The organism is Streptomyces antibioticus (assembly GCF_002019855.1).
In the GTDB taxonomy this organism is placed as follows: Bacteria; Actinomycetota; Actinomycetes; order Streptomycetales; family Streptomycetaceae; genus Streptomyces; species Streptomyces antibioticus_B.
Map to the genome: position 1 here is coordinate 1615570 of NZ_CM007717.1, position 25367 is coordinate 1640936.

The 25367-nt window shown below is 71.9% G+C and carries 16 protein-coding genes and 1 rRNA gene; 8 read left to right on the top strand and 9 right to left on the bottom strand.

The genetic code is table 11. The features are described 5' to 3' along the window. Positions 1 to 74: 74 nt before the first annotated feature. A 16S ribosomal RNA gene (locus AFM16_RS07155) occupies positions 75 to 1600 on the bottom strand. A gap of 572 nt (positions 1601 to 2172) precedes the next feature. On the opposite strand from AFM16_RS07155, the gene AFM16_RS07165 reads away from it, so the two are divergent. Together AFM16_RS07165 and ptsP are read left to right on the top strand one after the other, a co-directional pair. Beyond that, positions 2173 to 2622, top strand: a complete 450-nt coding sequence (locus AFM16_RS07165) for a PTS sugar transporter subunit IIA (protein WP_030785610.1) — start codon at positions 2173 to 2175, stop codon at positions 2620 to 2622. 96 nt (positions 2623 to 2718) lie between these two features. Next, the gene (gene ptsP, locus AFM16_RS07170; protein ID WP_078632814.1) at positions 2719 to 4389 is read left to right on the top strand and encodes a phosphoenolpyruvate--protein phosphotransferase; all 1671 of its coding nucleotides are present in this window, start codon (positions 2719 to 2721) and stop codon (positions 4387 to 4389) included. Between the two features lie 90 nt (positions 4390 to 4479). Here ptsP and AFM16_RS07175 read toward each other — a convergent pair whose 3' ends face one another. Both AFM16_RS07175 and AFM16_RS07180 read right to left on the bottom strand, forming a co-directional pair. Next, on the bottom strand, positions 4480 to 5388 hold the full coding sequence (locus AFM16_RS07175; RefSeq protein ID WP_078632815.1) for a DUF8829 domain-containing protein: 909 nt from the start codon (positions 5386 to 5388) through the stop codon (positions 4480 to 4482). A 146-nt stretch (positions 5389 to 5534) separates the two neighbouring features. Further along, positions 5535 to 7502, bottom strand: coding sequence for an acetoacetate--CoA ligase (locus AFM16_RS07180; RefSeq protein ID WP_078632816.1), 1968 nt, complete (start codon positions 7500 to 7502; stop codon positions 5535 to 5537). Positions 7503 to 7715: 213 nt separating this feature from the next. Here AFM16_RS07180 and AFM16_RS07185 point away from each other — a divergent pair, with 213 nt between their 5' ends. Continuing rightward, entirely contained in the window at positions 7716 to 10085 is a 2370-nt protein-coding gene (locus AFM16_RS07185) for a glycoside hydrolase family 31 protein (protein WP_078632817.1), read from the top strand. Positions 10086 to 10092: 7 nt separating this feature from the next. Here the strand turns inward: AFM16_RS07185 and AFM16_RS07190 are convergent, their stop codons facing one another. Continuing rightward, entirely contained in the window at positions 10093 to 10629 is a 537-nt protein-coding gene (locus tag AFM16_RS07190) for an NUDIX domain-containing protein (RefSeq protein ID WP_030785620.1), read from the bottom strand. A 157-nt stretch (positions 10630 to 10786) separates the two neighbouring features. Here AFM16_RS07190 and AFM16_RS07195 point away from each other — a divergent pair, with 157 nt between their 5' ends. The 4 genes from AFM16_RS07195 to glpK all read left to right on the top strand — a co-directional run bounded on the left by AFM16_RS07195 (position 10787) and on the right by glpK (position 15130). Continuing rightward, a complete protein-coding gene (locus AFM16_RS07195; protein ID WP_078632818.1) occupies positions 10787 to 11218 on the top strand; it encodes a Zn-ribbon domain-containing OB-fold protein in 432 nt (143 codons plus the stop codon). Further along, positions 11215 to 12414: a lipid-transfer protein gene (locus AFM16_RS07200; protein ID WP_078636868.1), complete on the top strand. Its 1200-nt coding sequence runs from the start codon at positions 11215 to 11217 to the stop codon at positions 12412 to 12414. Before AFM16_RS07195 ends, AFM16_RS07200 begins: the two co-directional genes overlap by 4 nt. 357 nt (positions 12415 to 12771) lie before the next feature. Next, entirely contained in the window at positions 12772 to 13521 is a 750-nt protein-coding gene (locus tag AFM16_RS07205) for an MIP/aquaporin family protein (RefSeq protein ID WP_078632819.1), read from the top strand. Between the two features lie 79 nt (positions 13522 to 13600). Then, positions 13601 to 15130 carry a glycerol kinase GlpK gene (glpK, locus tag AFM16_RS07210; RefSeq protein ID WP_078632820.1) on the top strand — a complete coding sequence of 510 codons (1530 nt, stop codon included), beginning with the start codon at positions 13601 to 13603 and terminating at the stop codon, positions 15128 to 15130. 74 nt (positions 15131 to 15204) lie between these two features. On the opposite strand, the gene AFM16_RS07215 is transcribed toward glpK, so the two are convergent. The 4 genes from AFM16_RS07215 to AFM16_RS07230 form a co-directional block, all read right to left on the bottom strand. Further along, complete coding sequence (locus AFM16_RS07215) at positions 15205 to 15810, bottom strand: GTP-binding protein (protein WP_078632821.1); 606 nt, start codon at positions 15808 to 15810, stop codon at positions 15205 to 15207. 130 nt (positions 15811 to 15940) lie between these two features. Further along, positions 15941 to 16339: a DUF742 domain-containing protein gene (locus AFM16_RS07220; protein ID WP_078632822.1), complete on the bottom strand. Its 399-nt coding sequence runs from the start codon at positions 16337 to 16339 to the stop codon at positions 15941 to 15943. A gap of 9 nt (positions 16340 to 16348) precedes the next feature. Then, the gene (locus AFM16_RS07225) at positions 16349 to 16783 is read right to left on the bottom strand and encodes a roadblock/LC7 domain-containing protein (RefSeq protein WP_030785634.1); all 435 of its coding nucleotides are present in this window, start codon (positions 16781 to 16783) and stop codon (positions 16349 to 16351) included. Beyond that, on the bottom strand, positions 16780 to 19728 hold the full coding sequence (locus AFM16_RS07230) for a sensor histidine kinase (RefSeq protein ID WP_078632823.1): 2949 nt from the start codon (positions 19726 to 19728) through the stop codon (positions 16780 to 16782). The genes AFM16_RS07225 and AFM16_RS07230 overlap by 4 nt, the downstream gene beginning before the upstream one ends. A gap of 424 nt (positions 19729 to 20152) precedes the next feature. On the opposite strand from AFM16_RS07230, the gene AFM16_RS07235 reads away from it, so the two are divergent. Continuing rightward, the gene (locus tag AFM16_RS07235; protein WP_078632824.1) at positions 20153 to 20692 is read left to right on the top strand and encodes a hypothetical protein; all 540 of its coding nucleotides are present in this window, start codon (positions 20153 to 20155) and stop codon (positions 20690 to 20692) included. 22 nt (positions 20693 to 20714) lie between these two features. Here AFM16_RS07235 and AFM16_RS07240 read toward each other — a convergent pair whose 3' ends face one another. Further along, positions 20715 to 25340 (bottom strand): hypothetical protein, encoded by a 4626-nt coding sequence (locus AFM16_RS07240; RefSeq protein WP_078632825.1) that lies wholly within the window; start codon positions 25338 to 25340, stop codon positions 20715 to 20717. Positions 25341 to 25367: the final 27 nt, after the last annotated feature.

Below are 25367 nucleotides of genomic sequence, written 5' to 3' on the forward strand. Positions count from 1 at the left end.
ACCGAATAATCAACGTTCCACCCATGAGCTGACCGTGCAGAACATTTGCCTGCAATCGGTACTGTGCTCCTTAGAAAGGAGGTGATCCAGCCGCACCTTCCGGTACGGCTACCTTGTTACGACTTCGTCCCAATCGCCAGTCCCACCTTCGACAGCTCCCTCCCACAAGGGGTTGGGCCACCGGCTTCGGGTGTTACCGACTTTCGTGACGTGACGGGCGGTGTGTACAAGGCCCGGGAACGTATTCACCGCAGCAATGCTGATCTGCGATTACTAGCAACTCCGACTTCATGGGGTCGAGTTGCAGACCCCAATCCGAACTGAGACCGGCTTTTTGAGATTCGCTCCACCTCACGGTATCGCTGCTCTTTGTACCGGCCATTGTAGCACGTGTGCAGCCCAAGACATAAGGGGCATGATGACTTGACGTCGTCCCCACCTTCCTCCGAGTTGACCCCGGCGGTCTCCTGTGAGTCCCCATCATCCCGAAGGACATGCTGGCAACACAGAACAAGGGTTGCGCTCGTTGCGGGACTTAACCCAACATCTCACGACACGAGCTGACGACAGCCATGCACCACCTGTACACCGACCACAAGGGGGCGACCATCTCTGGCCGTTTCCGGTGTATGTCAAGCCTTGGTAAGGTTCTTCGCGTTGCGTCGAATTAAGCCACATGCTCCGCTGCTTGTGCGGGCCCCCGTCAATTCCTTTGAGTTTTAGCCTTGCGGCCGTACTCCCCAGGCGGGGAACTTAATGCGTTAGCTGCGGCACCGACGACGTGGAATGTCGCCAACACCTAGTTCCCACCGTTTACGGCGTGGACTACCAGGGTATCTAATCCTGTTCGCTCCCCACGCTTTCGCTCCTCAGCGTCAGTAATGGCCCAGAGATCCGCCTTCGCCACCGGTGTTCCTCCTGATATCTGCGCATTTCACCGCTACACCAGGAATTCCGATCTCCCCTACCACACTCTAGCTAGCCCGTATCGAATGCAGACCCGGGGTTAAGCCCCGGGCTTTCACACCCGACGTGACAAGCCGCCTACGAGCTCTTTACGCCCAATAATTCCGGACAACGCTTGCGCCCTACGTATTACCGCGGCTGCTGGCACGTAGTTAGCCGGCGCTTCTTCTGCAGGTACCGTCACTTTCGCTTCTTCCCTGCTGAAAGAGGTTTACAACCCGAAGGCCGTCATCCCTCACGCGGCGTCGCTGCATCAGGCTTTCGCCCATTGTGCAATATTCCCCACTGCTGCCTCCCGTAGGAGTCTGGGCCGTGTCTCAGTCCCAGTGTGGCCGGTCGCCCTCTCAGGCCGGCTACCCGTCGTCGCCTTGGTGAGCCATTACCTCACCAACAAGCTGATAGGCCGCGGGCTCATCCTGCACCGCCGGAGCTTTCGACCCTCACAGATGCCTGCAAGAGTGATATCCGGTATTAGACCCCGTTTCCAGGGCTTGTCCCAGAGTGCAGGGCAGATTGCCCACGTGTTACTCACCCGTTCGCCACTAATCCACCCCGAAGGGCTTCATCGTTCGACTTGCATGTGTTAAGCACGCCGCCAGCGTTCGTCCTGAGCCAGGATCAAACTCTCCGTGAATGTTTTCCCGTGATCGGGACAACACGCACGAGAGCGGAACGAGAGGAGGAATGATCCCCTCGCATCCAGCGTCCTCGCTGTGTTTTGTTTCAAAGGAACCTCATCCACGGCTATCACTGCCGTAGACGGGGTATCAACATATCTGGCGTTGATTTTTGGCACGCTGTTGAGTTCTCAAGGAACGGACGCTTCCTTTGTACTCACCCGAGAGACTCTCTCAGGCTTTCCTCCGGGCAGTTTCCCTTCGGTCTTGCGTCTCCGACTCTATCAGGGTTTTTCCGCCTCCCTGACCACCGTTCCGCAGGCATGCGGGGGCGATCCAGAGAATAGGATCTGACAAGTTGGATGCTGCTCGGTAATCGCGCTTGATCGCGTCGCTCACCCTCAAGCAGGAGTACGACTGTACACGCGGCCGCAGAGCGCGTGCAAATCCGCTAGGCTAGTGGTCTAGACCACGGATCGGGATCTCTCGTGCAGAACCGGTACTTCGTATGACATACCCTGCTGCACAGTGCGCCGTCCTGGACAGGCAGTAACGGCCCATGTACATCTCCACCCCTGGGAGGCTTCCCATGACCACCGTGACGTCCCCTCTTGTAGGACGCGCCATCGGACTGGCCGCCGTGCCGGATCCGGTCTTCTCCGGGGCCATGGTCGGCCCGGGCACGGCGATCGACCCGGTGCGCGAGCCTTCCGAGGCCGTCGCTCCCGTGGACGGCGTCATCGTCTCCCTCCACCCCCACGCCTTCGTGGTCGTCGACTCCGAGGGGCACGGCGTGCTCACCCACCTCGGCATCGACACGGTGCAGCTCAACGGCGAGGGCTTCGAGCTGCTCGTCAACAAGGGCGACACCGTCACCCGCGGCCAGGGCATCGTGCGCTGGGACCCCGCCGCGGTGGAGGCGGCCGGCAAGTCTCCCGTGTGCCCGGTCGTGGCGCTGGAGGCCACGGCCGACTCCCTCGGTGAACTCCGCGAGGACGGCGACGTGAAGAACGGCGACGTTCTCTTTTCCTGGCAGTGATGTTTCCTGGCAGTGATGCCCGGCCGTCCTTCGACGGCACGCAGGAGGACAACCACCACGGCGGCGGGACCCGCCGCACTATCGGAGACGGGTGAGATGGAGACAACGCTGCGAGGCGTCGGCGTGAGTCACGGTGTGGCGATCGGCGAGGTTCGGCACATGGGAACGGCGGTCCTCGAACCGCCGGCCAAGCAGATCCCGGCGGAGGACGCGGAGCGCGAGCAGGGGCGCTCCCGCCAGGCCATGGACGCGGTGGCGGCCGATCTGATGGCGCGCGGCAATCTGGCGGGGGGCGAAGCCCAGGCGGTGCTCGAGGCGCAGGCCCTGATGGCCCAGGATCCCGAGCTGATGGCGGACGTGGACCGGCGGATCGCCGTCGGGAGCACGGCCGAGCGGGCCGTCTACGACGCGTTCGCCGCCTATCGCGAGCTGCTGGCCGGAGCGGGCGAGTACCTGGCCGGCCGGGTGGCCGACCTCGATGACGTGCGGAACCGTATCGTCGCGCGGCTGCTGGGCGTTCCGATGCCCGGTGTGCCGGACAGCGACAGGCCGTATGTGCTGGTGGCCCGGGATCTGGCGCCGGCGGACACCGCGCTGCTCGACCCGACGCTGGTCCTCGGTTTCGTGACCGAGGAGGGCGGGCCGACCAGCCACAGCGCCATCCTGGCGCGTGCGCTCGGGGTGCCGGCGGTCGTGGCCCTGCCGGGTGCCGGCGAGCTGGCCGAGGGGACGGTGATCGCCGTCGACGGCAGCACCGGCGAGATCTTCGTGGACCCCAGCGAGGAGAAGAAGGCGGAGCTGGAGGCGGCGGCCGCGGCGCGGAAGGCCGCGCTGTCGGCGTCGACCGGTCCGGGTGCCACGGCCGACGGTCACAAGGTGCCGCTGCTGGCCAACGTCGGCGGTCCGGCCGATGTGCCCGCCGCCGTCGAGGCGGGTGCGGAGGGCGTCGGTCTGTTCCGTACCGAGTTCCTCTTCCTCGACGACAGCAAGAACGCGCCGACCGAGGAGAAGCAGGTCGAGGCCTACCGGCAGGTGCTGGAGGCGTTCCCCGAGGGCCGGGTCGTCGTGCGAGTGCTGGACGCGGGTGCGGACAAGCCGCTGGACTTCCTGACTCCGGCCGACGAGCCGAACCCGGCGCTGGGTGTGCGCGGGCTGCGCAGCCTGCTGGATCACCCGGACGTCCTGCGTACCCAGCTCACGGCGCTGGCGAAGGCCGCGGAGGGGCTGCCGGTCTACCTTGAGGTGATGGCCCCGATGGTGGCCGACCGTGCCGACGCCAAGGCGTTCGCGGACGCCTGCCGTGAGGCCGGGCTGCGCGCGAAGTTCGGTGCGATGGTCGAGATCCCGTCGGCCGCGCTGCGGGCGCGCTCGATCCTCCAGGAGGTCGAGTTCCTGTCGCTGGGCACGAACGACCTGGCGCAGTACACCTTCGCCGCCGACCGGCAGGTGGGTGCGGTGTCCCGTCTCCAGGACCCGTGGCAGCCCGCGCTGCTCGACCTCGTCGCGCTGTCCGCCGAGGCGGCCAGGGCCGAGGGCAAGAGCTGTGGGGTGTGCGGCGAGGCCGCGTCGGACCCGCTGCTCGCGTGCGTGCTGACCGGTCTGGGCGTCACCTCCCTGTCCATGGGTGCGGCGTCGATCCCCTATGTGCGGGCGACGCTGGCGAAGTTCACGCTGGCGCAGTGTGAGCGGGCCGCGGCGGCGGCGCGTGCCTCGGACAGTGCCGAGGAGGCGCGCAGCGCGGCGCGGGCCGTGCTGTCCGGCGAGTAGCGGCGAGCCGGGTACGCGTCGCATGCGTCTCGGGCAGGGGCGCTCCGCCTTCGGGTGGGGCGCCCCTGTCGTCTGTCGGTGCGCGGGTCGTCAGTGGTGGTGGCCGGTGGGATCGTCCTCTCCTTCCTGTGCTTCGTGGCCGAGGTCCGGTGGGACGCAGTAGTCGACGCCGGATTCGGGGGCGATCAGTTCGCCGGATTCGATGTCGGTGCAGTAGGCGTCGAAGACCTCGCCGGCGGTGAGGGGGTCGAGGCCGTCTCCGCGCAGGCGCCAGCCGTAGATGCGGTCCGGGGTGTCGGGTGCGGTGGTGCGCATGACCAGGCCGCCGGGGCCCCGGGTGGTGAGGCCGAGGGCGAGGACGGTGGTGAATTCGAGGGCTTCGGCCTCGTCGAACCGGGTGCCGCCGTCGGTTTCGGTGTCCGCGTGGAGAACGGCGACGAGGGTCTCGGGTGTCCCCGTCACGCTGACGACGAGGTGCCGGTCGCCGGGTGGCGCGGTGTCGAGGATGCGGCTGACGAGGGCGGAGGCGCGGGTGAAGGCCGCGCGGCCGATGTCCTCGCCGCAGGTCGCGCAGGTGCCGAGGCGGGCCAGGAGGGTGGCCGCGTACTCCCAGGTGGCCTGGCGGACGGCTTCGTCGACGAGGGCCGGCACGAGGTCGGTGAGGGGCTGGCCGTCGTAGGGGATGGTGGGGCCGGTGGTGGCGATGCGGGCGGTGAAGCGGGTGCGGTTTGCGGGGTCGTCGGGGTCGAGGCCCTCGGTGGCGCAGTAGTCGGCGTACTCCTGGGGGTCGAAGAGGGCCACGGTGGTGTGGCTGCCGTGTCGGGCGCGGGTTTTGAGGAGTTCCTCGACCTGGCGGAGGTAGGTGGCGTGGTCGTCGAAGGTGAAGCTGCGGTAGTGCCGCATGGCGCGGAAGTCGTGTTCGTCGGTGAGGAGGCCGATGGTGCCGGCGATCTCGCGGCGCAGGACGTGGCGCATGGTGCGGCTGTCGGTGTGTGTCATGTGGTTCCCCCTGTGTGCACAGTCGATCGATGCTCACTCACAGTAACCGGCGGCACTGACAACGGGGGCCGGAACGGTGACGGCCCCGGTGTTCGCCCTGGTGGGGCGGAGTCCGGGGCCGGTGCGGGGGTCGGCGGGGGTTGCGGTCAGGCGCGCTTGCGGGCGAGGTCCTCGTAGAAGGCGAGGAGGCCGAGGTTGTCGATGGAGCCCGGGTTGACGGCCTTTTCCAGCGGGGTGCCCTGGAGGAGGCGTTTGACGGGGACCTCGATGCGCTTGCCGGTGAGGGTGTGCGGGACGCCGGGGACCTCGATGACCTCGTCGGGGACGTGGCGGGGTGAGAGCTGTTCGCGGATGGCCTGTTTGATGCGGCCGAGGAGGGCGTCGTCGAGGACGGCTCCGGGGGCGAGGTGGACGAAGAGGGGCATCCAGTAGCCGCCGTCGGGCTGTTCGATGCCGATGACCAGGGATTCCTTGATCTCGGGGAGTCGTTCGACTACCTCGTAGATGTCGGCGGAGCCCATGCGGACGCCCTGGCGGTTGAGGGTGGAGTCGGAGCGGCCGTGGATGACGACGGAGCCGCGTGAGGTGACGGTGATCCAGTCGCCGTGGCGCCAGACGCCGGGGTAGGTGTCGAAGTAGCTGTCGTGGTAGCGGCTGCCGTCGGGGTCGTTCCAGAAGCGGACCGGCATGGAGGGCATCGGGTTGGTGACCACGAGTTCGCCGACCTCGTCGACGAGCGGCCGGCCGGCCGGGTCCCAGGACTGGAGGTCGGTGCCGAGGCCGGGGGCCTGGAGTTCGCCCGTGTACACGGGGAGGGTGGGGACGGCTCCGGCGAAGCAGGAGCAGACGTCGGTGCCGCCGCTGACGGAGGCGATCCACACGTCGTCGCGGACCTCGTCGTGGAGCCAGCGGAAGCCGTCGGGCGGCAGGGGGGAGCCGGTGGTGGCGACGCACTGGATCCGGGAGAGGTCGAAGTCCCGGGAGGGGTGCACGTCGGCCTTGCGGCAGGCCATGACGTAGGCGGCCGAGGTGCCGTAGAGGGTGGCTCCGGTGCGTTCGGCGATGCGCCACTGGGCGCCGGTGTCGGGGAATCCGGGGCTGCCGTCGTAGAGGACGATCGTGGTGCCGGTGAGGAGGCCGGAGACGAGGAAGTTCCACATCATCCAGCCGGTCGAGGTGTACCAGAAGAAGCGGTCCTCGGGGCCGAGGTCGCAGTGCAGGCCGAGCTGCTTGAGGTGTTCGACGAGGATGCCGCCCTGGGACTGGACGATGGCCTTGGGCAGGCCGGTCGTGCCCGAGGAGTAGAGCACCCACAGGGGGTGGTCGAAGGGGACCTGTTCGAAGACGGGTTCCTCGGTGGCGGCCGTGAGCGCCGACCATTCCAGGGCGCCTTCGGGGGCGGGGGTGCCCAGGAGGGGGATGTGGACGACGGCGCGCAGGGTGGGCAGTTCGCGGCGGAGTTCGGCGACGGTGTCGCGGCGGTCGTGTTCCTTGCCGCCGTAGCGGTAGCCGTCGACGGTGAACAGGACGACGGGTTCGACCTGCTGGAAGCGGTCGAGGACGCTGCGGGCGCCGAAGTCGGGGGCGCAGGAGGTCCACACCGCGCCGACGGCGGCGGTGGCGAGGAGGGCGACGACGGCCTGCGGGATGTTCGGGAGGTAGCCGCTGATCCGGTCGCCGGGGCGGACGCCGAGGGTGCGCAGTTCGGCCGCGAGGGAGCCGACCTGGCGGCGCAGTTCGCTCCAGGTCACCGGGCTCGGTTCGTGGGTCTCGTCGACATGCAGCAGGGCCGGTTCGTCCGGGCGGGTGGCGGCTGCGCGCAGGGCGTGCTCGGCGTAGTTGAGGGTGGCTCCGGGGAACCACTGGGCGCCGGGCATGGCGCGGTCGCCGAGCACGCGCGTGTACGGCGTCGAGAACCGTACGTCGTAGAACTCCGTGACGGCCTTCCAGAACGTCTCCAGGTCGTCCACGGACCAGCGGTGCAGGGCCGGATACCCCCCTTCGCCAGGGGCTCCGTGGCGCTCGGCGGCCCAGGTCTGGAATCGAGTGACCTGCGCGCGGGCGATGCGCTGCGGATCGGGCCGCCAGAGCGGCTCGGGGTTCTCGGTGGACATGGGGCGGCTCCCGGCTGTGCGCGTCGTGTGCGTCGCCCGCGCACGAGCTGGGGTGGTGCGCGTGACGCGGCTGACAGGGACGATGCCATGTGATCGACTTCTGCACCAGGGTGCGCCCCACACGGTCCGTGTCGTGAAGAAGTGGTTCCGGCACAGGTGAACGGAAGCTGAACGACACACGCGTGTGGAGCGGTGAGTGGCAGGGTGAGCAGCATGGACGGTCGTGACCTGGTGCGTTCGATGAAGGCGGTCGGTTCTGTGCGGGCTGCCCTGGGGTTGCGCACCGTGCGGGCCGTGCGGGCCGTGTGGCGCAGGAGGCGGGACGAGGCCGCCGGGCCGCTCGCGCGCGGGGGTGAGCGGGCGCGGGTGCCGGGTGCGCTGCGGGAGGTGGAGCCGGCGCCGGGTGGCGGGACGCTGCGGTTCGGCCGCTCGGACCTGCGGATCATGGTCGCGGTGAACGGGGCGGTGTTCTGGGGCTGGGACGGTGCCGAGCCGGAGCCGTCGTACGCGCTGGCCGGGCGGTGTCCCGAGCCGGATCCGCGGGCGGTGCTGGAGCCGGACAAGGACGGCGGCTGGCGGGTGGTGGCCGAGCGGGCGACGGTGGTGGTGTCGCGGCTCGGGGCGATCGAGGTGTGCACGCCGGGCGGGGTGGTGCTGCGCCGGGACCAGCCGCCGCGCTGGTGGGAGCGGGAGGGGCGGGCGGCGCGCTGGATGCAGCGGGCGGAGGTGGCGGCGGACGCGCGGTTCTTCGGCCTCGGGGGGCGGGCGTCGGGGCCGCGGCTGCGCGGGGGGACGTACCGGCTCTGGAACAGGGATCCCGGGCACGCGTTCGGGCCGGGGGACGATCCGCTGTATCTGACGATGCCGGTGCAGGTGGTGGTGTCCGACGCGGGGACGCACCTGGTGTTCCACGACACCTCCTGGGACGGCACGGTGACGTTGCGGGAGGGTGCGGAGGGCGCGGGTTCCGGGCACGACCGGCCCGGGGCGTGCGAGGTGCGGATGGACGGCGGTCCGCTGCGCTGCTGGGTGATGGTGGGGACGCCCGCGCGTGTGCTGCTCGCCTGGGCCTCGCTGACGGGGGCGCCGACGCCGCCTCCCGCGTGGGCGCTCGGGCACCATCACGCGCGGCGTGACTTCGGCGGCGAGGAGGAGGTGCGCCGGGTGGTGGCGGGCTATCAGGAGCACGGTCTGCCGCTCGACGCGGTGCATCTGGGTGCCGAGCATCTGGACGAGCAGCGGGTGTTCAGCGTGGACCAGAATCGTTTCCCCAAGCTGCCGGTGCTGGCCGAGGAGTTGCGGCGGGACGGGATCCGGCTGGTGTCGGCCGTGGGTCCCGCGGTGCGCGCGAGGCCGGGTGACGCGGTCTACGACGGCGGGGTCGCCGAGGACGTGTTCGTGCGGGACGCCTCGGGGCAGTTCGCCGAGGGTGTGGTGGGGCACGGGGCTGCGGTGTTCCCGGATTTCACGCACACGCGCGTGCGGAGCTGGTGGGGCGGTCTGTACGCGGAGCGGCTCGCGCAGGGGTTCTCGGGGTTCTGGCACGAGATGAACGAGCCGACGACGTTCGCCGCCTTCGGGGAGTCGACCCTGCCCCGGTCGGCCCGGCACGCCCTGGAGGGGCGCGGGGGTGATCACCGGGAGGCGCACAACGTCTATGGACTGTCCATGGCGTGGGCGGCGCACGAGGGGCTGCGGGAGCTGGTTCCGCGGGAGCGTCCGTTCGTGCTGTCCCGCTCGGGCTGGGCGGGTCTCCAGCGCTACGGCGGTACCTGGTCCGGTGCGGTCGCGACGGGCTGGCCCGGGCTGCGGGCATCGTTGTCGCTGGTGCTGGGGCTCGGGCTGTGCGGGGTGCCGTTCTCGGGGCCCGATGTGGGGGGCTTCGACGGTGGTGCGTCGCCCGAGCTGTATCTGCGGTGGCTGCAACTGGGGTCTTGCCTGCCGCTGTTCCGGACACAGGCGGGCCCGAAGGCGGGCCGTCGGGAGCCCTGGGAGTGGGGTCCTGAGGTGCTGGAGCACGCGCGTGCCGTGCTGGTCGAGCGCCGGCGGCTGCTGCCGTACTTCACGACGCTGGCGCATCTGGCGCGGCGCACCGGGGCGCCCTATGTGCGTCCGGTGTGGTGGGGGGCGCCGGAGGACCGGGCGTTGCGGGACTGCGAGGACGCGTTCCTGCTGGGTGACTGTCTGCTGGTGGCGCCGGTGCTGGACCCCGGGGTGGACCGGCGTACGGTGCGGCTGCCGCGCGGGCTCTGGTACGACACGGCCACGGGACGGTCGTACCGGGGGCCGGGGCGGATGACCGTGGACGCGCCGCTGTCCCGGACCCCGGTGTTCGCACGCGCGGGTGCCGTGCTGCCGGTGCGGGGGGACGCCGGGCTGGAACTGGAGGTGTGGGCTCCGGCCCGGGGGCGCTCGGGCGGCGGCCTGGTCGTGGTGGACGCGGGCGACGGCTGGGAGGAGCCCGAGATCGAGCGGTACGTCACCCGTCGGCTGGGCCGGCGGGTGGTCGTCGAGCGTGAGGGTGAGGACGGTGTGCACGAGCCGTCCCACCCCGTGCGGGTGCGCGGCCTCGAAGAGGGCTGAGGCCGGGTCAGATGTAACGGCCCTCGAAGAACGCCCGTGCGGCCAGGGTGTGCAGCGGGAAGGCGAGTTCCTCGGGGCGGCGCAGGAGGTGCCAGCCCTCGGTCTCGTCCGTGGCCGCCGACTCGGGCAGCCGGTCCGCGGGGCGCTCCGGGAGGAGGCCGAACAGCAGCAGATGGCCGTCGGGGGAGCTCATGGCGTCGGCGAGCCGTACGTCGCGACTCGCCGCGTCGATGCCGGTCTCTTCCCGCAGTTCGCGCACGACGGCCTGCCGCCAGTCCTCACGGTGGTCCATGAAGCCGCCGGGCAGGGCGATGCCGCCCCGCGCGGGAGGGATGGTGCGGGTGATGACGACCAGGGCGGTGCCCTGCGCGTCGTAGACGGGCTGGAGCGCCACGGCCACCGGGAGGGGGTTGCGGTAGGCGACGGCGGCGCAGGCCGGACAGGTGCGGGGCCAGCCGGTGACGCCCTCCCCGTAGGGCGCCCCGCAACTCGAACAGTGGGAGTCGCGCGCGGAGTTCGAAATGGAGTGCAGAGATTCGGACACGCGGCGGAGCGTATCCGATCTTGGGTGGGGCGAGGTACGCGCGCGGAAGACGTCGGCTTCCTCCGCTCCCTGTCCCCTCGCCGGTGCGCGTGCCACACTTCTGACGTTCCGTCAGATCCGATGCCGGGGAGGGACCTTGTCGCGCACACGTACACCGGTGGTCGCCGGGTGGTTCACCGAGGGCGGGGACGGAAGCGGCTTCCGTCTGCTCGGCACGCGCTGCTCGGCGTGCGGGGCCGTGTTCTTCCCGCGCGAGGACGCGTACTGCCGCAACCCCGGCTGCGGGGGCGGTGATCTGGAGGAGGTCCCGCTGTCCCGGCGCGGGCGGATCTGGTCGTACACCGACAGCCGCTACCGCCCTCCGTCACCCTATGTGACGAATCCGGAACTTCCGTGGGAGCCGTACGCGTTGATCGCTGTGGAGCTGGAGGCCGAGCGGATCGTGGTGCTGGGGCAGGCGGTTCCCGGGGTCACCGTCGCCGATCTGGCGGTGGGCATGGAGGTGGAGGTCGTCCCGGGTGTGCTGTACGAGGACACCGGGACTACCTGGATGACGTGGCAGTGGCGGCCGACGGGGGTGGCGGGATGACGGCAGAGGCGGCGGAGGTGGCGGTCCTCGGCGCGGGGATGCACCCGTGGGGCAAGTGGGGGCGCCGGTTCGTCGAGTACGGGGTGGTCGCGGCGCGCGCGGCGCTGGCCGACGCCGGGCTGGACTGGCGGGACGTGGGGTCGGTCGTCGGCGCGGACACGGTGCGTGGCGGGTACCCGGGGTATGTCGCCGGGGCGACGTTCGCGAAGGCGCTGGGCTGGCAGGGCGCCCGGGTCACGAGCGTGTACGCGGCGTGCGCGTCGGGAGCCCAGGCGATCGGGGCGGCGCGGGCGCAGATCCTGGCGGGGCTCGCGGACGTGGTGCTGGTGGTCGGGGCCGACTCGGCGCCCAAGGGGTTCTTCCGCCCGGCCGGCGGGGAGCGGGCAGACGACCCGGACTGGCTGCGGTTCCGGGTGCTCGGCGCCACCAATCCCACGTACTTCGGGCTGTACGCGCGGCGGCGGATGGCGGTGCACGGCGACACCCCGGAGGACTTCGCCCACGTGAAAGTGAAGAACTCCGCCATGGGGGCGCTGAATCCGCACGCCCGCTACCGCGCGCGGGTCACCGCCGAGGAGGTCGCCGCCTCCGCGGTGGTCGCCGATCCGCTGCGGCTGCTGGACATCTGCGCGACCTCGGACGGCGGGGCGGCCCTGGTGCTGTCCAGCATGGAGTTCGCGCGCCGGCACGGGGCGGTGGATCCGGTGCGGATCCGTGCGGTCTCGACCGTGACGCCCCGTTACCCCGCCACCGTCCTCGACCTGCCGGACATCGCCACCGACTCGTCGCTCGCGGTCGAACCGGCGGGCGAGACGTTCCGGGCGTCGATCGCCCGCGCGGCCTACGAGGAGGCGGGCGTCGGACCCGAGGATCTGTCGCTGGCCGAGGTCTACGACCTGTCCACCGCCCTGGAGTTGCAGTGGTACGAGGATCTCGGCCTGTGCGGCGACGGCGAGGGCGCCAAGCTGCTGAGGGAGGGTGCCACGGCGCCGGGCGGACGGATACCGGTGAACACCAGCGGTGGGCTGGCCTCGTTCGGGGAAGCGGTGCCGGCACAGGCGATCGCCCAGGTCTGCGAGGTGACCTGGCAGTTGCGGGAGCAGGCGGGCGACCGCCAGATCGCCCACGCGCGGGTGGGCATCACCGCCAACCAGGGGTTGTTCGGACACGGTTCGGCGGTCATCGCCGTGCGGTGAGAGGGCGGTGACAGGGCGGTAGGAGGCCGTGACGACTGCGGTACACCTCTCCCGGCCATTGCCGTCGACCTCCTTGACGCTCCCTGGACGCCGGTGAACACTTCCCGGTGTCAGCCGACATCGCCGTACATACACGACGTAACCAGGCACGCGCCGCGCGGGCTCCGTCGACCGGGGCCCTGTCCACCTGGGCGATTCGGCTATGACGGCACGCTCGTCACGGACGCCGGGCGGGGCGCGGGATCTCCCTGCCATGGCCGAAGACAGCCACGCACAGAGCACCCGCGTACCCCGCACCCTCCGCACCCTCCGCACCGAGCACCGGGGCCGATCGTCCCGGCCTGCCTAGGAGCCGCCATGAGCAACGGAGACATATTCGTCGGCGAGGTCATCGGTACCGCGATCCTCATCCTGTTCGGCGCGGGCGTCTGCGCCGCCGTCACCCTCAGACACTCCAAGGCGCGGGCCTCGGGGTGGATCGTGATCGCGTTCGGCTGGGGGTTCGGGGTGCTGGCGGGGGCGTACACCGCCGCGCCGCTCTCCGGCGGACAGCTCAACCCGGCCGTCACCCTGGGGATCGCCGTCGACACCGGCAAGTGGGACAAGGTCTGGGTGTATGTGCTCGGCCAGTTGGTCGGAGCGATGCTCGGCGCGGTGCTCGCCTACCTCGTCTACCTCGCGCAGTTCCAGGCGAACGTACGGCAGCCGGGAGCGGAGGGCGGCGCGGACGAGGAACCGACGCCGACGCTGGGGATCTTCTCGACGATCCCGGAGATCCGCAGTCCCGTCGCCAACCTGATCACGGAGACCATCGCGACGGTCGCGCTCGTGCTGCCGATCCTCGCCTTCGGGCTGACCGAGGGGCTCGGCGAGTCCGGCACGCTCGTGCTGATCGTGTCCCTGCTCGTGGTGGGCATCGGCCTCTCGCTCGGCGGGCCCACCGGCTATGCCATCAATCCGGCCCGTGACCTCGGCCCGCGCGTGGTGCACACCCTGCTGCCGATCCCCCACAAGGGCACGTCGGACTGGGGGTACGCCTGGATCCCGGTCGTCGGCCCGCTGATCGGCGGAGCGCTCGCGGGGCTGATCTACAACGTGGCCTTCTGACACGCACGCACAGGCACACGCACACACGCACACACGCACACACGCACACCAAAACACGAACCCAGCCCAAGGGGCAGCCATGACGGACACCGCCGGGAAAACCGAGAAGTACGTCGCCGCCATCGACCAGGGCACCACCTCCAGCCGTTGCATCGTCTTCGACCACGACGGCGCGATCGTCGCTGTCGACCAGCGTGAGCACCGCCAGATCTTCCCCAAGCCCGGCTGGGTGGAGCACGACGCCACCGAGATCTGGTCGAAGGTGCAGGCGGTGGTGGCCGGGGCGGTCGCCAGGGCCGGGCTGCGCGCCGAACAGATCAGCGCGCTCGGCATCACCAACCAGCGCGAGACGACCGTGCTGTGGGACCGGACCACGGGCAAGCCGGTGCACAACGCGATCGTGTGGCAGGACACCCGGACGGCCGGCCTCTGCGACGACCTGGGCGGCTCCGACGGGCAGGACCGGTTCCGTGACCGTACCGGCCTGCCGCTGGCCAGCTACTTCTCCGGCCCCAAGGCGGCCTGGCTGCTCGACAACGTGCCCGGTCTGCGGGACCGGGCGGAGCGCGGGGAGATCGCCTTCGGCACCGTCGACTCCTGGCTGATCTGGAACCTCACCGGGGGCGTCGACGGCGGCCGGCACGTGACCGACGTGACCAACGCCGGGCGCACCATGCTGATGAACCTGGAGACCCTCCAGTGGGATCCCGTCATCCTGTCCGCGATGAACGTGCCCGAGGCCGTGCTGCCGGAGATCCGTTCCTCCGCCGAGGTCTACGGCACGGCGGTGGGGCCGCTCGCCGGGGTGCCGGTCGCCTCGGCGCTGGGCGACCAGCAGGCGGCGGTGTTCGGGCAGGCCTGCTACGACGTGGGCACGGCCAAGAACACGTACGGCACGGGCAGTTTCCTGCTGCTGAACACCGGCAACCGGCCGGTGCCGTCCAAGAGCGGGCTGCTGACGACGCTGGGGTACAAGATCGGCGGCGAGGCGCCGGTCTACTGCCTGGAGGGTTCCATCGCGGTCACCGGGTCGCTCGTGCAGTGGTTCCGGGACCAGCTCGGCATCATCCGTACCGCCGACGAGATCGAGACGCTGGCGGCGAGCGTCGAGGACAACGGCGGGGCGTACATCGTGCCCGCGTTCTCCGGGCTGTTCGCGCCGTACTGGCGTTCCGACGCGCGCGGTGTCGTCACCGGGCTCACCCGCTATGTCACCAAGGCGCATCTCGCGCGTGCGGTGCTGGAGGCGACGAGCTGGCAGACGCGTGAGGTGGTGGACGCCATGCGCCAGGACTCCGGGGTGCAGATCACGACCCTGAAGGTGGACGGCGGGATGACCAGGAACAACCTGCTCATGCAGCATCAGGCCGATGTGCTCGGCGTACCGGTGATCCGGCCCCGGGTCTCCGAGACGACCTGCCTGGGCGCCGCGTACGCGGCGGGCCTGGCCACCGGGGTGTGGAACGACCTGGACGAACTGAAGGCGCACTGGCGGCAGGACGCCGAGTGGCGGCCCGTGATGGAGGCGTCGGTCCGCGACCGCGAGTACCGCAACTGGCGGAAGGCGGTGGAGAAGAGCTTCGGCTGGCTGGAGGAGGACGAGCGGTAGCCTCTGGCGGCAGAGGCCACGCACGCGTGCCTGTACCTCGCGTCGGGCGGGTACAGGCCGTGCGGGGCGCGCGCTCAGGTGGCGACGGGCTCCCGGCGCTCGGAGCCGAAGTCCATGGCGTGCTGGACGACGGAGATCAGGACGTCCCGGACCGACAGCTTGTCGCGCGCGTCGCACAGCACCAGGGGTACGTCCTCGTCGAGGTCGAGCGCCCTGCGCACGTCGTCCTCCGGGTAACGGATCGCGCCCTCGAAGCAGTTGACGCCGACGATGAAGGGGATGGAGCGGCGCTCGAAGTAGTCGATGGCGGCGAAGCAGTCCTCGAGGCGGCGGGTGTCGGCGAGCACGACGGCCCCCAGGGCGCCCTCGGACAGTTCGTCCCACATGAACCAGAACCGCTCCTGGCCGGGCGTGCCGAAGAGGTAGAGCACCAGGTCCTCGCGCAGGGTGATCCGCCCGAAGTCCATGGCGACGGTGGTGGTGCTCTTCCGCTCGACGCCGGTGGTGTCGTCGACCGGACGGCCCGCCTCGGTGAGGTGTTCCTCGGTCCGCAGCGGTCTGATCTCGCTGACCGCGCCGACCAGGGTGGTCTTGCCCACGCCGAAGCCGCCGGCCACCAGGATCTTCAGCGTGACGGGCTCCACCGGGGGCTTGCCGCGCTCAGTTCGCCCGAAGATCATCGATCATTTCTCCTGCTTGATGGGGGTCGGCGCTGGTGCGTCAGCGCCTGTACGACTGTTCCTGCACAGACTGTGCCTGTACGTCGGCGACCGGTCTCCGGTCACGGCTTCTCCCCCGTTTCCGCCCTGCTCACAGCGCGCGGAGCCCGCTGATCACATCGCGCAGTATGGTCTCGTCCGGCAGTTCGGCGGGCGGCACCGGCCGGTTCACATGGACGAACTCCGCGGCCACGAGATCGCCGACGAGGACCCGTACCACCCCGACGGGCAGGTCGAGTTCGGCGGCGAGTTCGGCGACCGACTGGGGCGCGTCCCGGCAGAGGTCCACGATGTCCACGTGCTCCGGGGACAGTGAGTGGTCCGCTTCGGGATCGTCCGCGTGGGGTTCGACGACCACCACCGCGATCAGGTCGAGGCGGTGGTGCTGGACCGCACTGGTGGTGCGGCCGCGTGTCATGGCGTACGGGCGGACGACCGGTCCCGCGTCGGCGTCGAACCAGTGGCCGGGTCCCTCACACTCTGGACTCATGCCATCCCACTACCCGCCCGTGGACAGATCGGAGCGCCGGGCGGTGCCGAGGTGGGCGCCGACCCGCTTCACGAGCAGCGTCATCTCGTAGGCGACGAGCCCGACGTCCGAGTCGGCGTCCGAGAGGACGGCGAGGCAGCTCCCGTCGCCGGCGGCCGTGACGAACAGGAAGGCGTCGTCCAGTTCGACGACCGTCTGCCGGACACTGCCCGCCTCGAAGTGGCGGCCCACGCCCTTGGCGAGGCTGTGGAACCCGGAGGCGACGGCGGCCAGGTGCTCGCCGTCCTCCCTGCTCAGGTCCTTGGACACGCCGGTGGCCAGGCCGTCGCCGGAGAGGACGACGGCCTTGCGGATGCTGGCGACGCGGTCGACGAGTTCGTCGAGGAGCCAGTTCAGTTCGCCGTTGCCGGTCGTGGTGTGGCCGGTCGCCTCTGGTGCGGTCATCGACCGTCCCCCTTTGTCGTTCCTCGTGGTGCTGTGCCGCTGTGGGCGTCTTCTTCGCCCGCGGCGTTCTCCGCCCGGCCGCGCTGCCAGCCGCGTTGGAGCGAGGCCATACGGCTGCGCACCTCGTCGGCGTCCCGGTCGGCGGGGTCGGAGGAGTGGTCGGTGCGGGGTGCCGGGCCCTGCCGCAGTTGCGGGGCCAGGTTCGCCTGCCGTACCCGGCGGGGCAGGGCGCCCAGGCCGTTGCCTGCGGCCGGGCCGTCACCGGAAACGGCGTCGGTGTCGGTCCGGCGGGTGCGCTGCGGGAGCGCGGGCGGCCGGGACGGCTCGTCGGGGGCCGCCGTCGGTCCGGGGCGGGCCGGGAGGACGGGGACCGGGAGCGCGGAGGGCCGGGGCGGGTCGTCGGACGCGCGTCCCGCGCGGGTCGGCAGCACGGCGGGCCGGGAGGGCTCGTCGGTGGCCGGGCGTCCGAAGCGGGCCGGGAGCACCGGCGGCTGGACGGGGCCGCCGCGGTGCGGGATCTGGGCGGTGCTGCCGCGGCGGCGCATGGGCAGCGGCGCCGGGCCGTCGGTCTCCGGGCGGCGGGGTCCCGTCCGGGCCGCGGTGTCCTCGGTCTGTTCGCCGCGCCGGGGGCGCTGGTCGGTGACCGGGCGGCCGTGCGAGCTGACCAGCTTGGGTGTACGGCGGCCGGGCAGCGGCACGGGCGCGGACGGGTCGTCGGACGCGCGTGCCGGCTCGCCCCGGGGGTCGAGCCCGCGGGCGGGTTCGGCGGTGCCGGCGGCCGGGTCGTCGTCCGCGCGGGTGAGCGAGCGGCGCGGGCGGAAGATGCCGCCGCGGATGTCGTCGTCCTCGTCGTCCAGGACGGACGGGAAGTCGCCGAGGGCGTCCAGGTCGACCGGGGCCTCCAGTTCGACGGGGCCGTCCAGCAGGGAGGCGGGCACGCCGGGGAGCTGTACGGCGGTCGACAGGGCCGGTCTGCGCTTCTCGGCGGGCTCGGTGTCCTTGGGGGCGCGGGGGCGGTCGAGGCGGAAGCCGACGCCGTTGGTGTCGGGGACGTCGTCGGTGAGGAGGGTGTCGGGGATGAAGACGACGGCGGTGGTGCCGCCGTACGGGGAGGGCTGGAGCGAGACGCGGACGTTCTGCCGCTGGGCGAGCCGGCTGACCACGAACAGGCCGAGGCGGTCGGTGTCGGACAGCTCGAACTCGGGGGTCTCGGCGAGCCGGAGGTTGGCCTCGAGCAGTGATTCGGGCGCCATGCCGAGACCTCGGTCGTGGATCTCCAGGGTGAAGCCGTTGGCGACGCGTTCGCCGAGGACGTGCACGCCGGTGTGCGGCGGGGAGAACACGGTGGCGTTCTCGAGGAGTTCGGCGACGAGGTGGGTGAGGTCGGCGACGGCCGGGCCGGTGACGGCGAGGCGCGGCAGCCGGCGGACCTCGATGCGCTCGTAGTCCTCGACCTCGGCGACGGCGGCGCGCACGATGTCCATGAGCTGGACGGGCTTGCGCCACTGCCGGGAGGGGGCGGCGCCGGAGAGGATGACCAGGCCCTCGGCGTGCCGGCGCATGCGGGTGGTGAGGTGGTCGAGGCGGAAGAGGTCGGCGAGTTCCTCGGTGTCGTGGGTGCGGCGCTCCATGGTGTCGAGCAGGGTGAGCTGCTTGTGCAGGAGGACCTGGCTGCGGCGGGCGAGGTTGACGAAGACCTCGGAGACGCCGGCGCGGAGTTCGGCCTGTTTGACGGCGGCCTCGACGGCGGCGCGCTGGAGGCTGTTGAGGGCCTGGCCGACCTCGCCCATCTCGTTCTTGTCGTACTCCAGGCGCGGCACCTCGGTCTCCACGTCGACCTGTTCGCCGGCGGAGAGTCTGCGCATCACGCTGGGCAGCCGCACGCCGGACGCCTCGTGGGCCTCCACGCGCAGTTGACGCAGGTCGCGGATGAGGCCGCGGCCGACGCGCACGGACAGGACGAGGGAGACGATCAGGGCGACGAGGCCGAGGACCACGGCGACGACGGCCTTGACGATGACCTCGGTGGCGACCGGCCGGACCCGGTCCTGGTAGCGGTCGTGGGCCTGTTCGTCCAGGGTGCCGAGTTCGTCGAGGACGTTTCCGGCCGCCGTGTCCCAGGTGCGGGCGGTGACCCCGCGGGGCATGTCGCCCGGGGCGGTGGCGACGACGGCCTGTTCGGCGGTGCGCAGGGACGCGGTGGTGGCGTTCTTCCAGAAGCTCTCGTAGCGCTCGCGCTCGGCGTCGGGCACCTGGGCGAGGCTGATGCCGTAGACCGCCTCGCGCTGGGCGACGAGGTCGGAGACCGCGCGGATCTCCTCGCGGTTGAGCCGGCCCACGACCAGCGCGGAGCCGAGCAGGGCGTCCTCGCGGGAGAGCAGCTCCCGCGCGCGGGCGATGCTGACCAGGGCGCGGTACTGCTTGTCCAGCTCGACGCTGTCGACGACGTCGAGCCGGGCGAGCAGCGCGTGGCAGGGGTCGATGAGCTGGTTGTAGAGGCGGAGTGCCTGGGCCCGGGTGACGGTGCCGTCCTCGACGCCGCGCCGCAGGGAGTCCACCCCGTCGAAGGCGTCGAGCACGGCGGTCAGGCCGTCGGCGTCCTCCTGGTCCAGGACGTCGCGTACGTCGGGGTTGCGGGCGTTGGCGCGGATCTCGGCGAGGGCCTCGTCGGTGGCGGTCCGGGTGCGGCGCAGCGCGGAGAGCGCGTCGGCGGCCCGGGGGTCGGCCAGGTGGACGAGGGTCTGCCGGCGTTCCTGCTGGACGACGCGGACGATGTCCTCGACGGGGTAGCCGACCTTCTCCATGAGCGCGGAGACCGTGAACAGGCGGCTCGCCTCACGCCCTGTCAGTACCGTGGCGAAGCCCCAGATCGCGGTCAGGGACACCAACGGCACGAGAAGCAGCGCCACGATCTTCCGGCGGATCGACTTCCCGCGAAAGCGCATGGCCTCCCCCAGCTCGGCACCCCCACGGGACGGGGGTACGCATGTGCGTCAACAACCTGCGCGAGCCTACTACCGACGCGCCATGAACTCGAAGAGCCGTCCGGAAGCCGAACTTCCGGGCCGGGGGCGAAGCGTGGCGAGTTGTCCGGGCATTGCGGGAGATTGCCACCCGGAATCCGGGCCGTTCCCTCCGTCCTGATCCGATCGGCCCCGTCACGGAGTTGGCCAGATTTTTTCGCTGTTCGGGAATCTTCGAGTCGTCTTGTTCGTCCTACTCATTGGGAATTGGGGGCGGATTCGGTCGCGGAGGCGGCGGGCCCCACCCGGGCGGCGTAAATCAGAGCAAGGCGGGCAGAGCCACTGGGGAGCCGGGTCTTTCGATCCGGAGGCGAGCGGTCTGCTGGCGGTGGGGAGTGACACGGTGATGGGCACGGCGGAGCGGCGCGGGACGTCCGAGGACAGCGTGACGCGCGAGAGGGCGTCGCGGGTCCCGGAGGAGACCGATCGCGGCATTCCGGTCAACGGGGAGGCTGTAGGGGGCGGGGCGAAGGCGAACGGATGGGCGCGGGAGGAGCGGCGGCCGCTGTGGGTCGAGGAGCCGGCGAAGCATCGCCGGTTGCCGGATCCGGTGCGGACGGCGGCGGTCAGAGCGGTGCTGATCATCGCCGTGACGCTGATTCAGGCGATGGTGGCGTTCCTGGCCACGCTGGCCGGATCCTGGCTGGCCTTCCCCATGGTGATCAGCAGTGTGTTCAGCACCGTGATGGCGACCTGGGGCGTGCTGGACGTGTGGGTGACCCGCCAGGTGTGGAACCAGCGCAACGGCGTGGTCTCCACCCCGAGCAGCACGGCGCGTGCCCTGCGCCGTGAGCGGCGCCGGGCGCGCCGCCAGGCCCGGGTGACGGAGCGTGCGCAGGAGCGCATACGCAGGCAGAGCGGGGCGGGGCAGCTCTCCCACTCCTGAGCCGCTCCCGCCGGGCGCGCCCTTAGCCGGGCGCGCTCGTCGCCGGGCGCTTGTACATGCGCGTCGCCGTGATCTCGCTGCGGACCGCCTCGCCGGCCTCGGGTTCCTGGGGCAGGCCGGGTCGCAGGTGTTCCTCGACGCTGATGTACTTCAGCCCGGCCCTGAGGTCGGCGTCGTTGCGCAGCCGGATGACCAGCGGGAACTCCGCGAGCGCCGTCGTGTCGAAGAGGCCCGTGGTGTACAGCAGTTGCACGCCGAGCGCGTCGGACACGGCCCGCTGGAGTTCCAGCAGATAGGTGGCGTTGGCGCGGCCGATGGGGTTGTCGAGGAACAGCGTGCCGGCGTGCCGGTGCTTGTCCCGGCCCCGGTCGTTGGAGCGCAGGGCGGCCATCGTGCAGTACAGGGCGATGGCGGCGGTGAGGAGCTGGCCTCCGGAGAAGACGTCGCCCATCTGTCCGACGGGCACCCGCTCGGCGCGCAGCACGGCGTCCGGCTTGAGGATCTCGACGGCGACGCCCTTGGGCTGGAGGGCGGCGGCCACGCCGCGCAGCAGCAGGGACATGCCGTCGCGCCGCAGGTCGGAGTTCTTCTTGACGGCGGCGCGGGTGGCGTCGTCGACGACCTCGCCGAGCCGTTCGGTGAGGGTGGCCTGGTCGGGCTCCTCGAAGCGGATCCGCAGGAACTCCTGGCCGGACCACTCGCCGAGGCCCTCCGGCAGCCGGGAGAGCCGCTGGGCCGAGCGCAGGGTGGCGAGGGCGGACTCGACCAGCCCGCGCAGCCGGTCCACGATCGAGTCGCGGTTGCGCTCCAACTGGGCGAGTTCGTCGGTCAGTACGCGCAGCCGGGGGGCGAAGGCGTCGGCCCACTTCCGGGCGTGCTCGGGCAGCGCGGCGGCGGGCAGTTCCCGGATCTGCTGCCGCGCCGGGGTGCGGACCTGCTCGTAACGCGTGGAGTTGGCGTGCCGGACGAGCACGTCGGAAGCCTCGCGGACGGCCGACTCGGCGGCGGACAGGTCGGCGGCGCAGCCGCGCAGGGAGCGGCGGGTCTCGGCTGCCGAGCCGCGGGCCTCGTCCAGGGTGCCGGGGTAGGGCTCCGGAGTCTCCTGCTCCTCGTCCGGGGTGTGTTCGCGCAGTAGATCGCGGAGCATGGCGGCGATCTCGTCGAAGCCGCCGGCCGCGTCCTCGGCGGCGCGGTGGGCGGTGAGCAGTTCGGCGTGCGCCTCGCGGGCTTGGGCCAACGCCTCGGTGCGGGAGGCGAGTTCGGTGGTGGCGGTGCGCAGCAGGGCTTGGGCGTGCTCGGCGTCGCGCGGCTGGAGTTCCTCGGACAGTTCGGTGTGGGTCTCGCCGTCCTGCGGGGCGAGCCGCTCGGCCTCGCCGCGCAGCCGGCCGAGCTGCTCGCTCGCGGTGGACACCCGGGTCTCCAGGAGCTGCACCAGCTCCTCCGCGCGGGCGGCGGCGGCCTGCCGGGACGGTCCGTCGGAGCCGTCGGGCGATTCGAGGAGCTGTTCGGCGCGGGTGCGGACCTTGTTGCTCAGCCGGTCGAGTTCGGCGCGGGCGGCGCTCTCGTCGCTCTCCGCGCGGGCCTGTTCGGCGCGCAGGTCGGCGCCGACGCCGACCTTCTCGTACACCTGCGAGGCGGCCCGGTACGCCTCGCGGAGCGCGGGCAGCGACGCCCTGGGCGCGCCTGCCTCCGCCTCCGGTACGTCGTCGGGGGCGCCGGCGATCTCGGCGCGCTCGGCGCGCAGGGCGCGGGCGGTGCGGCGGGTGTCGTCGGCGGCGCGCTGGGCGGCGCGGCGGTCCTCGTCGGCGGCGCGGGCGCGCTCCAGGCAGGTCTGGGCGCGGGCCTCCGACTCGGCGGCCTCGTCGGCGAGTTCGCGGAGCTTGACCTGCCAGCCCGCGCGCTCGCGCAGCCGGAAGGCGAGTCCGGCGAGGGCGTCGGCGGCGCGCCGGGCCTTCTGGGCGGCCTCCTGCTTCTCGTCGCGCACCTGCGCGGCCTCGGCGGCGGTCTCCTCGGCCTCGGCGCGCACGGTCCGGGCCTCGGCGAGTTCGGCCTCGGCCTCCTCGGCGAAGGCGCGTGCCCGGTCGGCGGCGGCCGCCAGTTCGGTGAGCCGTCCGGCGGGGCAGCCGGTGCGCCAGGACGCGAGGCGGGCGGCGAGTTCGCGGTCCTTGCCGAGGCGGGCGGCGAGCCGGCGGATGTCCTCGTCGCGTTCGGTGGCCCGTGCGCGCAGGGCCTGCCGCTCCTCGTCGGCGGCGTGTTCGTCGTGCATGGCCGGGTTCGGCGGGACGAGGAACACGTCGGACCGGTGGCCGCCGTCGGCGTCGGTGGCCGGGGTGGGGGCGAGCAGGGCGGCGGCGGTGCCGACGGCCACGGCCGAGCGGGGCAGCAGCGCGGCCTCGCCGAGCGCCTCCCGCGCGCGGGAGTGCGAGTCGGGGTCGGTGATGATCACGCCGTCGACCAGTTCGGGGCGGGCGGCGAGTACGCGCGCGTGGTCGGCGGGGTCGACGGCCTGGGCGAGGTAACGCCAGCCGGGCAGGGCGGGGATGCCGTGCTCGCCGAGGTACTCGACGGTGGCCAGGACGTCGGGGCCGGGCGGGAGCAGACCGCCGTCGCCGAGGGCGCCGAGGATGCGGGAGTCGTCGGCGGCGGCCGTGCGCAGGTCGAAGAGCTGGCGTTCGGCGGAGGAGACGGCGTCGTCGAGGAGGGTGCGCAGGTCGTCGGCGCAGCGGTCGAGGTCCTCGGGGCCGAGGGGCGGTTCGCCGGAGTCGTCCTGGCGGGGCTGCGGGATCGGGCCGCGCGGGGTGCCGTCGGTGAGCCCGAGGAGTTCGGCGAGGCGCTCCTCGCCGGCCAGGGTCTCGGCGAGCCGGCGTTCGGCGTCGTACGAGCGGTGTGCGGCGGTGGCCGCGTCGGCGGCGCGGGCGGCGGTCAGTTCGGCGCGGGTCTCGGCGGCGGCGGCCTCCCGGGCGTGCTCGGCGGCGCGGCGTGCCGCCTCGCGGGTGGTGTCCCAGGCGGCGACGGCGGTCTTCTCGGCGTCGCTGGCGGCGAGGGCGGCGCGCGCGGGGTCGGCGTCGGGGGCGCTGTCGTCGAGCCAGCCGGCGCGGACGGCCTCGGCGGTCTCCTGCTCGACCTCGGTGAGGCGCTGGCGCAGGTGCCCGATCTCGCTGCGGGCGCGCTGCGCCTCGGTCGCGGCGGAGGTGGCGTCCCGGTGGGCGCTCTCGCCGGCCTCCTGGAGGGCGGCGGAGCGCTCCTCCTCCTCGTTGGCGAGGTTCTCGGCGTTCTCGGCGGCGGTGTGCAGGGCGCGGACGAGGTCGACGGCGGCCTTGGCGCGGGCGGCGAGGGCCGGGGCGGCGTCGCGTTCGGCCTCCTGGATGGCGGCGGAGACGCGGGCGGCGCGGTCGGCGGCGGCGCGGTGGCGCAGCACGGCCTCGGCGGCCTGCCAGGCGGCGTGCAGGGTGCGCGCGTCGGCGAGTTCGCGTTTCTGGGCGGCGGCGGACTTCTCGGCGGCGGCGAGGGCCAGCGAGGCGTGCCGGAAGGCGAGTTCGGCGGCGATCAGCGCGCTGCGCTCGCGGGCGCCCTCGGTGTGGGTGGCGGCGTAGGCGGCGGCCGTGACCCGCTGGGCGAGGTCGGTGGCCCGGACGCGTTCCTGTCCGGCGCGGGCGGTGAGACGGCGGGCCAGGCTGCGGGTTCGGCGCTCGGCGCCCGCGTGGACGTCACGCGCGCGTGCGCGGGTCTCGGCGGCCTCGACGATCCGGCCGAGCAGGTCCACCGACCCGGCGGTGAAGTCGCGTTCGGCGATGAGTTCGGCGCGCCGGCCCAGTTTGTTGCCGAAGCCGCTGACGAGGTCGGCGAGTCCGTCGGTGTCCCGGGTGTCGGTGACGGCCCGCAGCAGCAGGTCGGTGAAGTCGGAGTCCTTCTTGACGGCGAAGAGGCCGGCGGCCTCGCCCTCGTCCGCGTTCATCTCGCGCTGGTAGCGGAAGAGTTCGGGGTCGAGGCCCAGTTCGCCGAGGTGCTCGATCCACCGGTCGTGGATCTCCTCCCAGTGCACCTCCAGATGCGGGTACGCCTTGCCGGACTCGGTGAGGGCGTCCCGGAAGCCCTTCATGGTGCGGCGCCGCCCCTGCGCCCCGGAGGCGCCCTCGACGGGCGGGCGTACGGCGGTGGACTCGGCGACGGGCAGGCTGTCCAGGCTCAGTCCGGGTCCGGGCCGGAAGGAGTACCAGGCCTCGGCGAACTTCCGGGGGTCGTTGGACACCTGCCGGCCGCGCCACTCGCTGACCTTGCCGACGACGACGCACTCGCCGGTCAGCACGTGCTGCCACTCCAGCGCCACGTGTCCGCAGTCGTCGGCGAGCAGGAACTTGCGCAGTACGCCCGAGCTGGCGCCGCCGAGGGTGTTGCGGTGGCCGGGCAGCATCACGGAGAAGATCAGCTTCAGGAGGACGGACTTGCCGCCGCCGTTCTCCAGGAAGAGCACGCCGGCGGGCGCGGGGCGGCGCGGCGGGCCGACCGGCTCCTCCTCGAAGAACTCCGCCTGGGTGGGGGCGGGGTCGGGCACGACGTCGCCGACGCCCCGCAGGTCGAGCACGGTGTCGGCGTAGCGCGCGCCGGCGGGCCCGATGGAGTAGAGGCGGACGCGGGACAGCTCGTACATGGCGGACTCTCGTAGGTCTTCGGCAGA